Below are 13,764 nucleotides of genomic sequence, written 5' to 3'. Positions count from 1 at the left end.
TATTCCGGGCTGGAACTCAGGGGGTGGTTGGGGCGGAATGCGCCACCTTCGGCGCATCCCGCATGCTGAGAACTTGCAGGACTGTCAGGGTGTTTTACTCATGACATCAGTGTTCGGGGGGCATGCGGCTGTCAGGGCCTCGGAGAGATCTTTTGCGTACGCCGAGCCGAGGATGAAGCTCTGCGTCTGCTTTGCGCGCACATTACGCAGTGTTACTTCCAGGAAAGGGAGTCCGGCATTCCGTGGCACATTTCCACATTCGCGAATGTGCATGGAAATACGTGCCGTCCGAGGGCTTCCGCTTTTCACTGTGAATGGGGTATGGGGAGCGGCGGTGACCGACAGCGCCGCAGACGGCTGGCCGATCCGCCTGACGGACACGGGCGGCCCCGAGTCCTGGCCGAGGCTGACGCTGAAGCTGAACGTGCGGTCGCCCGCCCGCGGGTGCGTCATGTCGCCCTTGTACGTCACGGACACGGTCTGCGACGGGTAGAGCGGTGGCGGCGGCGCAGGGGGCCGGGGACGGGTCAGGTAGAGGCTGAGCCCCGCGGCCCCGACGACCGCGGCGGTGGCGACGGCCAGGGCGGTGCGGCGGTGACGGGTGAGGAGCGGGCGGGGCCTGACGGGGTGTGCGGCGCCCCGGTCCGGGGAGGCGGTGCGGGCGTCGTAGGTGTGGTCGCCGGGCTCGATGGGGCCGATGGCGTTCACACCCACGGCCCGCCGCTCGGCTGCCCGTGGCGGTAGCGCTTCTCGCACCGCTCGCGGGCCTCCCGCGTGAGCAACTTCCGCCCTGCGGCGGCTCCCTGGCGCTCACGCTCGGCGCGCGCCAGGTCGAGGGTGTCCCGCAGGATCATGTACTGCCCGTTGGAGAGGCCCATCGACTGGTAGTCGCCGTACGTCTCCTTGCCCGAGTCGTAGATCTGCCGCCCCCACTTGGTGATCAGGGCCGTGCAGAGGTCCTCGGGGGAGGTGGTGGCGGGGGAGGGCTCGGGGGTGTCTCCGGAAGGGGAGCTCCCGCATCCGGTGGCGGTGAAGAGGGTGGTGAGGAGGGCGGTGCAGGCGAGCGCACAGAGCGGTTTCCGGTGCCTCATGCACAGAAGCTAGACCGGCGCCCCACGCTCCGACAATGCGTGGGGCGCCGCCTTCAACTCCCTCAGCCGGCGGTGCCGTTGGGCTCGACGTCGCGCAGCAGGCAGGTCAGCCGCGCGGTGCACACCCGCTTGTCCTGCTCGTCGGTGATGACGATCTCGTACGTCGCCGTGGAGCGGCCCCGGTGCACGGGCGTCGCCACGCCGGTGACCAGGCCCGAACGCGCCCCGCGGTGGTGGGTGCAGTTCAGGTCGACGCCGACGGCGAGCTTCCCGCTCCCGCCGTGCAGCATCGAGCCGACCGACCCGAGGGTCTCGGCGAGGACGGCGGACGCGCCGCCGTGCAGCAGGCCGTACGGCTGGGTGTTGCCCTCGACCGGCATGGTGCCGACGACGCGGTCGGCGGAGGCCTCGACGATCTGGACGCCCATCCGGACGCCCAGATCCCCGGCGGAGAACAGGGCGGGCAGGTCGATGCCGAGCGCGGCGTACTCGTCGATGACCTCTTGCGGGAACTTCACGCTGTGCTGCTCGCCCATGGGCCCTGCTCCGTTCTTCGTCCTCACGTGTCGCTGAGCGAACGCTCAGTCGGTGCCTGATTGTTCCAGGCGCACGACGACGGACTTGCTGGCGGGGGTGTTGCTCGTGTCGGCCGTCGCATCCAGCGGGACCAGGACGTTCGTCTCCGGGTAGTACGCCGCGGCGCAGCCACGGGCGGTGGGATAGTGCACGACCCGGAAACCGGGCGCGCGCCGCTCGACGCCGTCCCTCCACTCGCTCACGAGGTCCACGTACGACCCGTCGGCGAGGCTCAGCTCGCGGGCGTCGTCGGGGTTGACCAGGACGACACGGCGGCCGTTCTTGATGCCCCTGTAGCGGTCGTCGAGGCCGTAGATCGTGGTGTTGTACTGGTCGTGCGAGCGCAGCGTCTGCAACAGGAGACGGCCCTTGGGCAGTGCGGGGAACTCCACCGGCGCCGCGGTGAAGTTCGCCTTGCCGGTGGCCGTGGGGAAGCGCCGCTCGTCGCGCGGGGCGTGCGGAAGGGCGAAGCCCGCGGGGTCGGCCACGCGCGCGTTGAAGTCCTCGAAGCCGGGGATCACGCGCGCGATGCGGTCGCGCACCGTGGCGTAGTCCTTCTCGAACTCCTCCCAGGGCGTGGCCGATTCGGGACCGAGGACGCGGCGGGCGAGGCGGCACACGATGGCCGGCTCGGAGAGCAGATGCGGGCTCGCGGGCTCCAGTCGGCCGCGCGAGGCGTGCACCATGCCCATGGAGTCCTCGACGGTCACGAACTGCTCGCCGCCACCCTGGACGTCCCGCTCGGTGCGGCCGAGCGTCGGCAGGATCAGCGCCCGCGCGCCCGTGACGGCGTGCGAGCGGTTCAGCTTCGTCGACACGTGGACGGTCAGGCGGGCCTTGCGCATCGCCGCCTCCGTCACCTCCGTGTCGGGCGACGCCGCCACGAAGTTGCCGCCCATCGCGAAGAACACCTTCGCCTCGCCGTCCCGCAGCGCCTTGATCGCGCGCACGACGTCCAGGCCGTGCTCGCGCGGCGGCGCGAAGCCGAACTCCTTCTCCAGGGCGTCCAGGAAGGCCGGCGCGGGCCGCTCGAAGATGCCCATCGTGCGGTCGCCCTGCACGTTCGAGTGCCCGCGCACCGGGCACACGCCCGCGCCGGGACGGCCGATGTTGCCGCGCAGCAGAAGGAAGTTGACGACCTCGCGGATGGTCGGCACGGCGTGCTTGTGCTGGGTCAGGCCCATCGCCCAGCACACGACGGTGCGCTTCGATGCGAGCACCATGGCGAGCGCTTCCTCGATGCGGTCGCGGCTGAGGCCGGTCGCCGTCAGCGTCTCGTCCCAGTCGGCGTCCCGCGCGGCCTCGGTGAACTCCTCGTACCCATGGGTGTGTTCGCGGACGAACTCCTCGTCGACCGCGCCCTGCGTGTCGAGGATCAGCTTGTTGAGCAGCCGGAACAGGGCCTGGTCGCCGCCGAGGCGGATCTGCAGGAAGAGGTCGGTCAGGGCGGTGCCCTTGAACATGCCCTGCGGGGTCTGCGGGTTCTTGAACCGCTCCAGGCCCGCTTCGGGCAGCGGATTGACCGTGATGATCTTCGCGCCGTTGTTCTTCGCCTTCTCCAGGGCGGAGAGCATGCGCGGATGGTTCGTGCCCGGGTTCTGCCCGGCCACGATGATCAGGTCCGACTTGTAGAGGTCCTCCAGCAGGACGCTGCCCTTGCCGATCCCGATGGTCTCCGTGAGGGCGGAGCCGGACGACTCATGGCACATGTTCGAACAGTCGGGCAGATTGTTCGTGCCCAGCTCGCGGGCGAACAGCTGGTAGAGGAACGCCGCTTCGTTGCTCGTGCGGCCCGATGTGTAATAGACGGACTCGTCCGGACTGTCCAGCGCGGCCAGTTCCTCGCCGATGATGTCGAAGGCCCGCTCCCAGGGGACGGGTTCATAGCGCTCGGCGCCCTCCGCCAGATACATCGGGTGGGTGAGGCGGCCCTGCTGCCCCAGCCAGTACCCACTGCGGGTGGCGAGGTCGGCCACGGGGTGCGCGGCGAAGAAGTCCGGGGTGACGCGACGCAGCGTGGCCTCCTCGGCGACCGCCTTCGCGCCGTTCTCGCAGAACTCCGCCTTGTGCCGGTGCTCCGGCTCGGGCCAGGCACAGCCGGGGCAGTCGAAGCCGTCCTTCTGATTGACCCGCAGCAGCGTCAGCGCCGTGCGGCGCACGCCCATCTGCTGCTGGGCCATGCGCAGCGTGTGCCCGATGGCGGGAAGCCCCGCCGCGGCGTGCTGTGCCTCGGCGACCTGCGGCGCGTCCTGGACCGGATCACCCTTGGGCGACTTCCTTGCCATGATCGGCTCCCCTTCGAGCACGTGCGTGAGCTACGTCTCCGATCCTCCCACGCGGCAGTGACGGCGCGGTCGCGGGTGAGGGTTGGGCCTGAGTGTCAGTGGGGCGTGGCAGGATCGGGGACGTGGCAGAAAAAGCAGCGAAGAAGAAGTCCGAGACCGCGACGAAGCCGAGTGGCGAGCAGCGTCCGCGCCTGCTCCTCATGGACGGGCACTCCCTGGCCTACCGGGCGTTCTTCGCGCTGCCCGCGGAGAACTTCACGACCGCGACGGGCCAGCCGACGAACGCGATCTACGGCTTCGCGTCGATGCTGGCGAACACCCTGCGCGACGAGGCGCCCACGCACTTCGCGGTGGCCTTCGACGTCTCGCGCAAGACGTGGCGCTCCTCGGAGTTCCCGGAGTACAAGGCGAACCGCTCCAAGACCCCGGACGAGTTCAAGGGTCAGGTCGAGCTGATCGGCGAGGTCCTCGACGCGATGAACGCGGTGCGGTTCGCGGTGGACGGCTTCGAGGCGGACGACGTCATCGCCACGCTCGCCACCCAGGCCGAGGCGGCAGGATTCGACGTCCTGATCGTCACCGGCGACCGCGACTCCTTCCAGCTGATCACCGACCACGTGACGGTGCTCTACCCCACGAAGGGCGTCTCCGAGCTGACGCGCTTCACGCCGGAGAAGGTCGAGGAGAAGTACGGCCTCACGCCCAGCCAGTATCCCGACTTCGCGGCCCTGCGCGGCGACCCGTCGGACAACCTCCCCGGCATCCCCGGCGTCGGCGAGAAGACCGCCGCGAAGTGGATCAACCAGTTCGGCTCGTTCGCGGACCTCGTCGAGCGCGCCGAGGAGGTCAAGGGCAAGGCCGGACAGAACTTCCGCGACCACCTGGACGCGGTGAAGCTCAACCGCCGCCTCACGGAGATGGTGCGCGACGTCGAGCTCCCCAAGGCGGTCACCGACCTGGAGCGCGCTCCGTACGACCGCACGGCCCTCGCCCTGGTCCTCGACACCCTGGAGATCCGCAACCCCTCGCTGCGCGAGCGGCTCCTGGCCGTCGACCCCGGCGCGGAGGAGGCCGAGCAGACCCCGGCCGAGCCGGGCGTGGAGCTGGACGGCTCGGTGCTCGGCGCGGGTGAGGTCGCGCCGTGGCTCGCCGAGCACGGCACGGCGGTCCTCGGTGTGGCCACGGTCGACACCTGGCAGCTCGGCACGGGCTCGGTGACCGAGGTCGCCCTCGCCGCGGCCGGGGGTGCGGCGGCCTGGTTCGACCCGGCCGGCCTGGACGAGGCCGACGAGAACGCGTTCGCGGCCTGGATCGCCGACCCGGACAAGCCCAAGGTCCTGCACAACGCCAAGGCCACGATGCGGGTCTTCCCCGAGCACGGCTGGAGTGTGGACGGCGTCGCCATGGACACGGCGCTCGCCGCGTACCTGGTCAAGCCGGGCCGCCGCTCCTTCGCCCTGGACGCCCTGTCCCTGGAGTATCTGGGCCGTGAGCTGGCCCCCGCAGGGGCGGCCGACGGACAGCTCGCCTTCGGCACGGAGGAGGACGACCAGGCCGAGGCCGAGTCGCTGATGGCACAGGCCCGCACGATCCTCGACCTGGGCACCGCCTTCGGGGAGAAGCTGAAGGAGGTCGGCGCCGGTGACCTCCTGACGGACATCGAACTGCCGACGTCCATCCTCCTGGCCCGCCTGGAGCGGCACGGCATCGCGGCGGACCGCGCCCATCTGGAGGCGATGGAGCAGCAGTTCGCGGGCGCGGTGCAGCAGGCCGTGAAGGAGGCGCACGAGGCCGCGGGCCACGAGTTCAACCTCGGCTCGCCCAAGCAGCTCCAGGAAGTCCTCTTCGGCGAGCTGAACCTCCCCAAGACGAAGAAGACCAAGACCGGGTACACCACGGACGCGGACGCCCTGGCCTGGCTGGCGGCCCAGACCGAGAACGAACTGCCGGTCATCATGCTGCGCCACCGCGAGCAGGCGAAGCTGCGCGTCACGGTCGAGGGCCTGATCAAGGCGATCGCCGCGGACACCCGCATCCACACGACGTTCAACCAGACGGTGGCGGCGACGGGCCGCCTGTCCTCCACCGACCCGAACCTCCAGAACATCCCGGTCCGCACGGACGAGGGCCGGGCGATCCGCCGCGGCTTCGTGGTCGGCGAGGGCTTCGAGTCCCTGATGACCGCGGACTACAGCCAGATCGAACTGCGCGTGATGGCCCACCTCTCCGAGGACGAGGGCCTCCTGGAGGCCTTCGGCTCGGGCGAGGACCTGCACACGACGGTCGCCTCCCAGGTCTTCTCCGTCGAGGGCTCCGCCGTGGACGCCGAGATGCGCCGCAAGATCAAGGCCATGTCGTACGGCTTGGCGTACGGCCTCTCCGCGTTCGGTCTCTCGCAGCAGCTGAACATCGAGGCGGGCGAGGCCCGTTCGCTGATGGACACCTACTTCGAGCGGTTCGGCGGCGTACGCGACTATCTGCGCCGAGCCGTCGACGAGGCCCGCGCGACGGGGTACACGGAGACGATGCTGGGCCGCCGCCGGTATCTCCCCGACCTCAACAGCGACAACCGCCAGCGCCGCGAGATGGCCGAGCGGATGGCCCTGAACGCGCCCATCCAGGGCACGGCCGCGGACATCGTCAAGATCGCCATGCTGAACGTGCACCGCGCGCTCACGGAGGCGAAGCTCGACTCCCGCATGCTGCTCCAGGTCCACGACGAAATCGTCCTGGAGATCGCTCCGGGCGAGCGCGCCAAGGTCGAGGAGCTCGTCCGCCGCGAGATGGCGGGCGCGGTGTCGCTGCGGGCTCCGCTGGATGTGTCGGTGGGCGTGGGGGCGGACTGGGAGTCCGCCGCGCACTGACGGCGTCGGGCTTGAGCAAACCCTGGGCGCACCGGAAATCACCGGCTCCGCCGAGTTCGTCCTCAGATGCCGGACGGGCTGGAATATCCAGCCCGTCCGGCATCTGAGGACATCCTGTACAGAACTCCGCTCTCACCCTTGTGGCCCTCGCCCCCGAGCCCCGCAAAGACGCCCCGGCCACGATGACCGCATGGCCCTTCACCTGCGAAAGTGCCGCATAGCGATAGCCACGGCACTGCTCACCACCCTCCTCACCCCCCTCCCCGCGACCGCCGCTCAAGCCAGCGCAGCGCAACGCGCGCAACGCGCGGCCTCCTGCACCGCCCGCAGCGATTCCGCCCTCGCCGCCCAGCTCTCCCGCGACATCCGCGCCGTCCTGACCGCCCGGCGAGGCACCGTCTCCGTGGCCCTCCACGACCCCGCGACCGGCCTCAGCTGCACCTTCGGCAGCAGCCACCGCTACGACACCGCGAGCGTCGCCAAAGTCATGATCATGGAGGCCGCCCTGCGCCGCGCACAGGACTGGGGCCGCGGGCTCACGGCCTGGGAGCGCCGCAAGATACGCCCGATGATCATCCGCTCGGACAACACCGCGGCCCGGCGCCTCTTCGACGACCTGGGCCAGTCCTACATCGCCCGCTTCCTCGGCCGCGCGGGCACCACCGCCACCACGCTCAACCCGTACGGCCTCTGGGGCCTGACCCGCACCTCCGCGGCCGACCAGCTCCGCCTCCTCGGCGTCCTCACCGGAGCCAGGGCCCGCGCCCTGCTGAGCCCGAGTTCACGTGCGTACGGCCTGAAGCAGTTGAACGAGGTGCGGCGCGACCAGCGCTGGGGCGTGCCCGCCGGAATGCCGCGCGGCACCAAGGCGTACCTCAAGAACGGCTGGCTGCCCCGGTCCACGCACGGCTGGCGGGTGCACAGCATCGGCGCGTTCACCGGAACCGGCGCACACAAGGGCGGCGGCCGCACGTACCGCATCGTCGTCCTCTCGCACGACAACCCCACGATGAAGTACGGAGTCCGTACCATCGAGCGCGTTGCCCAGGCCGTGCACCGCGCGCTCAACAAGGGCCGCTCCGCGGCGCAGGAGCTCACCCCGGAGAACGAGATCAGCGAAGTGCCCGACGGATCGGTGCCGACCGAGGCCCCGCCCGAACAGGACGAGGCCAACCGGTGAAAATCGGGCACGAACGGGTGTCTGGGCGCCGGAAGTTGTCGTAGTGTCGCCTGAGTCGGCCCGCTGGGGAGCACAACGGGGAGCACAACAGAGCGGGCGACGACACGCACAGTCGTCAAGGGGAGGGGTTCACGGTCATGGCGGCGGTATTCGGCAGGCGGTTGCGCAGGGGAGCGGTGACCACCGCGGTGGCAGCCGCGGCGGTGGCGGCGCTCGCGGCGTCCCAGGCCCCGGGCGTGACGGACGTCCCTCGCGACGAGCGGGCGGGGGCATCCGGCGCCACGCCGCCACCCGAGAACTCCGCGACCGGCAACTCTCCCTATTACACCGACCTGCCGCCCCTGAACACCCCGGTCCCGCCGACCGGGGCGCCCAACGGCGGCGACGACGAGACCGAGGCGGGCCTCCCGGCCACGGTCCTCGACGCGTACAAGAAGGCCGAGGCGTCCCTCGCCACCTCCAAGCCCGGCTGCAAGCTGCCCTGGCAGCTGCTCGCCGCGATAGGCAAGGTCGAGTCGGGCCAGGCGCGTGGCGGTCGCGTGGACGCGAACGGCACGACGCTCGCACCGATCCTCGGCCCGGTCCTGAACGGCAACGGTTTCGCGAAGATCACCGACACCGACGGCGGCGCGTACGACGGCGACAAGACGCACGACCGCGCGGTCGGCCCCATGCAGTTCATCCCCTCGACGTGGGACACCTGGGCGCAGGACGGCAACGCGGACGGCAAGAAGGACCCGAACAACATCTACGACGCCGCGCTCGCCGCAGGGCGCTACCTCTGCGCGAACGACCGCGACCTGTCCGTCGACGCCGATCTGCACAAGGCGATCCTCAGCTACAACCACTCGACGGACTACCTGAACACGGTCCTTTCGTGGCTGGAGTACTACCGCAAGGGCACCCACGAGATCCCCGACGGCACGGGCGTCCTGCCGAACGACCGCAGCGACAGCAACGGCCCGAGCGCGAGCCCGAGCCCGACGCCCCCGGCGTCCGGTTCGCCCTCGCCGAGCCCGTCGAAGCCCGGCGACGACAAGCCGTCCAAGCCCGGCAACGGCGGCGGCAGCGGTGGCCCGACCACGCCACCGCCGAACGGTGGCGGCTCCGAGAGCCCCGACCCCAGCCCCTCGCCCTCGCCCAGCGACCGGGTGGCGAGCCTGAAGGACGCCGGCACCGGCAAGCTCTCCGCGACGGCGGGTGACTCCTTCGCCGAGCGTGTCGAGGTGCGCACGCAGTCCGCGTCGGGCTCGGCCGTGGCCAAGGCCAAGGTGAGGTTCGCGATCGTCGGTGACACCGACGCGCGCTTCCCGGGCGGCGCCACCAGCGCGACCGTCACCACGAGCGCGGCGGGCAAGGCCACCGCCCCGGCGCTCAAGGCGGGCGAGAAGACGGGTGAGTTCACGGTCAGGGCCACGGTCGTCGGCCGCTCGCTGCCCGGCCTCGACTACACGGCGACGGTCACCGCGCGTCAGGCCGACGCCCTGGCCAGGACCAGCGACAAGGCGCTGACCTGCGCGCCGGGCGGGGAGTTCGCCGACCAGGTCGAGGTCAAGGCGACGTACAAGGGAGAGGCCGCCGGTCGCGTCGCGGCCACCGCGACCATGATCAAGTCGGCGGCCGACGCCACGGCCAACGACAAGGGCCCGTACTTCAAGGACGCGGACGGCAAGCCGGTCCGCACCCTCAAGGCCCTGAAGACGGACGCGAACGGCGTGCTCAAGCTCCCCAAGATGTACGCCGACGACGCGGCGGGCACGTACCTGCTCCGTGTCACCACCGTGGGCGGCGCGACGCTCACGGTCGAACTGAAGGTGGCGGCACCGGCGGCCTAGCCGCACGCACAGTGCATCCGCACGCACAGTGCATCCGCACCTCCTGAACGCAACGCCCCTGCGCCCGCCCGGCGCAGGGGCGTTCGTGTGTGTGCAACGTGTTCTCATCTGGCCGCCGCGTTGCTACGGTGCCCCAGCCCTGACGCCCTGTCAGTTCATGGCCGGCGTCCTGGACACCGTCAGATTTCCCGCCTCGGGAGGATCCGCATGCGCGCTCTCATCGCCGCCGCGACCGGTCTTGCCGTCGCCTTCGCCCTGGTCCTGACGATCACGGCGATGGGGGCCCCGCCCGGCGAGACATCGCCCGAGCCACTGCTCACCACCGTCCCCAAGCACCCGTAGGGAGGGCCGCCGCGATGCGCCGCAAGGCCAGCCTGATCCTGCTCGCCTTCGCCGTGTTCTTCACGGCGATGTCCCCGCTCATGCGCTGGTACGCCTTCCCGCGCCTCGCGAAGATCCCGCCGAGCCAGTACCAGGAGGCGGTCCTGGAGGCGAAGAACCCGACGCTCATCGACTACGGCTCGATGAAGGCCAAGAAGGTCGACAAGGTCACCATCGTGCAGACGCTCAAGGGCAACGTGGAGGCGTCCGAGAAGATCGAGAAGACGGCGGACCGCGACGTCGTCGTCTGGGACGCCCTCTCCTACGTCCAGGACGCCGACGGCAAGATGGTCTCCAAGGTCCCCGAGCGCTACATCTTCGACGCGCACAGCCAGGAACCGGTGCACGCGAAGGGCGAGATGGTCGACGGCGACGCGGTCAGGCGCGAGGGCATCGAGTTCAAGTGGCCCTTCCTGACCGAGAAGCGGGACTACGAGTACTTCGACGCACAGGCCCGCGTCACCAAGCCCATCCACTACAAGGGCACGCAGACGTTCCGCGGCGTGGAGGTCTACTACTTCGAGCAGACCATCCCCTGGACCAAGGTGCCCTTCCCCAAGACCATGCCGGTCAAGGGCATCACCCCGGAGTCCCTCGCCAAGACGGGCACCACACGCTGGTACACCACCGTCCGCAAGTTCTGGGTCGACCCGACCACCGGGGCGCCGGTCTACGGCGAGGAGATCCAGAAGAACGAGCTGCGCGGCGGCACCCTGCTCGGCGGACGCGACAAGGTCACCGTGTTCGAAGGCCACGTGAAGATGCGCGAGGACTACATCAAGAGCACGGTCGACCTGGTGAAGTCCCAGCGCGTCCTGGTGCTCCTCCTGACGTCCTATCTCCCCTGGGGCTTCCTGGGCCTCGGCCTGCTCCTGCTCGCCCTCTCCCTGTGGCTGGAGGCCCGCAGCCGCAGGCCCGGTGATCCGGAGGCCACGGCGGCGCCCGAGCCGGAGCCGGTCAACGCCTGAGCCGCGCGTTGGTGAACCGCGTCGCCTGGGCGGCCGCCGGATCCTCCGGCCACGGATGCTTCGGATACCGCCCGCGCAGCTCCGCCCGCACCGCCCGGTAGCCGTCCCGCCAGAAGGAGGCGAGATCGGCGGTGACGGCGGCGGGGCGTCCGGCGGGGGACAGCAGATGCACGAGGACGGGCACGCCGCCGTCCGCGATCCGCGGGGTCTCGGCGAGCCCGAACATCTCCTGCAACTTCACGGCGAGCACGGGCTGTTCGGGGTCGGAGTAGTCGATCCGGATCCTGGAACCGCTGGGCACCGCCACCCGCTCCGGAGCGAGCGCGTCGAGCCGGGTGGCTTCGCCGGTCGCCCACGGCAGGAGCCGGCCCAGCGCCTGCCCCGCCTCGATGCGCCGCAGGTCGGCCCGGCGCCGTGCCTTCGACAGCTCGGGCTCCAACCACTCGTCCACGCGCGCGTGCAGGGCGCTTTCGGACACGTCGGGCCAGGGCGCCCCGAGATGCCGGTGCAGAAAGGCGAGCCGCTCCCGCAGCTCCCGGGCGCCCTGGGACCAGTGCAGCAGCGAGGTCCCCTCCTCCTTGAGCCCGGCCAGCAGCCCTTCTCGTACGAGTCCGGGGGCGGGCTTCTTGAGGGGCCGCACCGCCAGCTCCACGGCACCGAGCCGCTCGACGTGGCGTGCGACGAGATCTCCGTCCGCCCAGGCGACCTCGTCCCCCTCGCTGTACAGGGACGCCGCCGCGCTCCGGGCCACGTCCCCGTCGATGTGCCCGCCGAGCAGCACGCGCGCGTGCCCGGCGCCCACCGGCCGGTCGGCCACGGCCACGGTGATCCACTCCGCCCCGGTGAGCGCGGACCCGGGCCGCACCTCGGCGCGGGTTCCGTTCACCATGAGGTACGCGCCGTCCCCACGCCCCTGGGCAACCCGCTCGGGGAAGGCGAGCGCGGCGACGAGTCCGGCGACGCGGTCGTCGCTCATGCTGTTCGCATCGGCTGCGGGGTTCCGGGCGGGCGGGTGGATGAGCTCTTTCGCCGGGGCTTCCGGCGACGGCGTACCAGCCCCCGGCGGCGACGGTGCCCCTGCTGCGGCAAGCCTCCGCACCTCCGTGCGCCACCGCGCCGCGTACCCGTCCCCGCCCCGCCGGGCAGCGCGCCACGCCGCCGCGATGTCGTCCCCGTACTCACGCGGCGGCTCCTCGCTGAGGAGGGCCACCACCTCCGCCGCACGGCGCGCCCCCACGAGGGGCGCCGCGTCGAGCAGGGCCCGCGCCAAGCGGGGGTGCAGCCCCACCCGCGCCATCCGCGCGCCCCGCTCCGTGACCCGCCCCGACTCCGCGGACACCGCCCCGACCGCCGTCAGAACGGCACGCGCCGCCGCCATCGCGCCACCCGGCGGGGGATCGAGCAGGGCGAGGCCGGAGGCGTCGGGATCGCCCCAGCAGGCCGCCTGAAGAGCGAACGCGGACAGGTCCGCCAGCTTGATCTCCGGCGCCGGAAAGCGCGGCAGACGGGCGTCCTCCGCCTCCGCCCAGCACCGGTACACGGCCCCCGGCGCCTCACGCCCGGCGCGGCCCGCCCGCTGCCGGCCCGCCGCCTGCGAAGCCCGTACCGTCGTCAGCGCGCTCAGCCCGCGCGCATGGTCGACGCGCGGCTCACGCGCGAGCCCGGAGTCGACCACGACCCGCACCCCGGGCACCGTCAGGGACGACTCCGCCACCGACGTCGCGAGGACCACCCGGCGCGCACCTCCCGCCGAGCCTGCGAGCACCGCGTCCTGCACCGCCGCGGGCGCCCGCCCGTGCACCTGAAGCACCTCTGCGGGCGCATCCCCCAACTGCCCTGCCACGCGCGCGATCTCACCGACCCCGGGCAGGAAGCACAGCACGTCCCCGTCCCGCTCGGCCAGCGCCCGCCGCACCACCGAAGCCACCTGCGTGAGCAGCGCCGGATCCACCCGCATCCCGTGCGGCGGCCGCACCGGTCGCGCGGGCGGCGCCCAGACGACCTCGACCGGGTAGGAGGTGCCCTGCGCCTCCACCACCGGAGCGTCCCCGAGGATCCGTGACCAGCCCTCCGCGTCCGTCGTCGCGGACGCGGCCACCAGGCGCAGCTCGGGCCGCAGCGCGGCCCGCACGTCGACCAGGAACGCCGCCACGGTGTCGGCGTCGAGATGCCGCTCGTGACACTCGTCGATGATCACCACGTCGACACCGGTCAACTCCTGGTCCCGCTGCAGCCGTTGCAGCAGGACACCCGTGGTGACGACCTCCACGCGCGCGTGGCGCCCCACCACGCGCTCACCGCGCACCGTGTACCCGACGCTCTCCCCGACCTTCTCGCCGAGCAGCCACGCCATCCGCCGCGCGGCGGCACGGGCGGCGATGCGCCGGGGCTCGGCGACCACCACGCGTCGTACAGGCCCGTCCCCGAGAAGCCCGGCGAGGGCCAGCGGCACCAGCGTCGTCTTGCCCGTGCCGGGAGGCGCGCACAGCACGGCGCTGCCCGGCCCCTCCAATGCGGAACGCAACGCGGGCAGCGCGCTGCGTACGGGAAGGTCCAGGGCTTCGTTACGGAGACGGATCACGCA

10 protein-coding genes are annotated in these 13,764 nt (G+C 71.5%); 6 read left to right on the top strand and 4 right to left on the bottom strand.

Features of this window, described 5'->3' with window-relative positions; all coding sequences use genetic code 11:
- Nucleotides 1–334: 334 nt before the first annotated feature.
- Complete coding sequence (locus ABZ833_RS13135) at nt 335–493, top strand: hypothetical protein (RefSeq protein WP_361045236.1); 159 nt, start codon at nt 335–337, stop codon at nt 491–493.
- A 211-nt stretch (nt 494–704) separates the two neighbouring features.
- On the opposite strand, the gene ABZ833_RS13130 is transcribed toward ABZ833_RS13135, so the two are convergent.
- The 3 genes from ABZ833_RS13130 to ABZ833_RS13120 form a co-directional block, all read right to left on the bottom strand.
- Nucleotides 705–1,091, bottom strand: a complete 387-nt coding sequence (locus tag ABZ833_RS13130; RefSeq protein WP_361045233.1) for a hypothetical protein — start codon at nt 1,089–1,091, stop codon at nt 705–707.
- 62 nt (nt 1,092–1,153) lie between these two features.
- Entirely contained in the window at nt 1,154–1,627 is a 474-nt protein-coding gene (locus tag ABZ833_RS13125; protein ID WP_361045230.1) for a hotdog fold thioesterase, read from the bottom strand.
- Nucleotides 1,628–1,672: 45 nt separating this feature from the next.
- Nucleotides 1,673–3,952, bottom strand: a complete 2,280-nt coding sequence (locus tag ABZ833_RS13120; RefSeq protein ID WP_361045227.1) for an FdhF/YdeP family oxidoreductase — start codon at nt 3,950–3,952, stop codon at nt 1,673–1,675.
- A 122-nt stretch (nt 3,953–4,074) separates the two neighbouring features.
- Here ABZ833_RS13120 and polA point away from each other — a divergent pair, with 122 nt between their 5' ends.
- The 5 genes from polA (at nt 4,075) to ABZ833_RS13095 (ending at nt 11,180) form a co-directional block, all read left to right on the top strand.
- A complete protein-coding gene (gene polA / locus ABZ833_RS13115; RefSeq protein ID WP_361045224.1) occupies nt 4,075–6,816 on the top strand; it encodes a DNA polymerase I in 2,742 nt (913 codons plus the stop codon).
- A 190-nt stretch (nt 6,817–7,006) separates the two neighbouring features.
- Nucleotides 7,007–7,996, top strand: a complete 990-nt coding sequence (locus ABZ833_RS13110) for a serine hydrolase (RefSeq protein WP_361045221.1) — start codon at nt 7,007–7,009, stop codon at nt 7,994–7,996.
- Between the two features lie 137 nt (nt 7,997–8,133).
- Nucleotides 8,134–9,831 carry a lytic transglycosylase domain-containing protein gene (locus tag ABZ833_RS13105; protein ID WP_361045218.1) on the top strand — a complete coding sequence of 566 codons (1,698 nt, stop codon included), beginning with the start codon at nt 8,134–8,136 and terminating at the stop codon, nt 9,829–9,831.
- Between the two features lie 207 nt (nt 9,832–10,038).
- A complete protein-coding gene (locus ABZ833_RS13100) occupies nt 10,039–10,173 on the top strand; it encodes an SPW_0924 family protein (protein WP_361045215.1) in 135 nt (44 codons plus the stop codon).
- A 14-nt stretch (nt 10,174–10,187) separates the two neighbouring features.
- Nucleotides 10,188–11,180: a DUF3068 domain-containing protein gene (locus ABZ833_RS13095; protein WP_361045212.1), complete on the top strand. Its 993-nt coding sequence runs from the start codon at nt 10,188–10,190 to the stop codon at nt 11,178–11,180.
- On the opposite strand, the gene hrpB is transcribed toward ABZ833_RS13095, so the two are convergent.
- Nucleotides 11,170–13,761 carry an ATP-dependent helicase HrpB gene (gene hrpB / locus ABZ833_RS13090; protein ID WP_361045209.1) on the bottom strand — a complete coding sequence of 864 codons (2,592 nt, stop codon included), beginning with the start codon at nt 13,759–13,761 and terminating at the stop codon, nt 11,170–11,172. The two genes, ABZ833_RS13095 and hrpB, sit on opposite strands and share 11 nt — an antisense overlap.
- Nucleotides 13,762–13,764: the final 3 nt, after the last annotated feature.

Origin of the sequence: Streptomyces sp. NPDC047525, assembly GCF_040643025.1 — a bacterium.
Taxonomy (GTDB): Bacteria; Actinomycetota; Actinomycetes; order Streptomycetales; family Streptomycetaceae; genus Streptomyces; species Streptomyces durmitorensis.
Note: the sequence above shows the minus strand (reverse complement) of the source record. Positions and strands in the feature narration are given on the sequence as shown.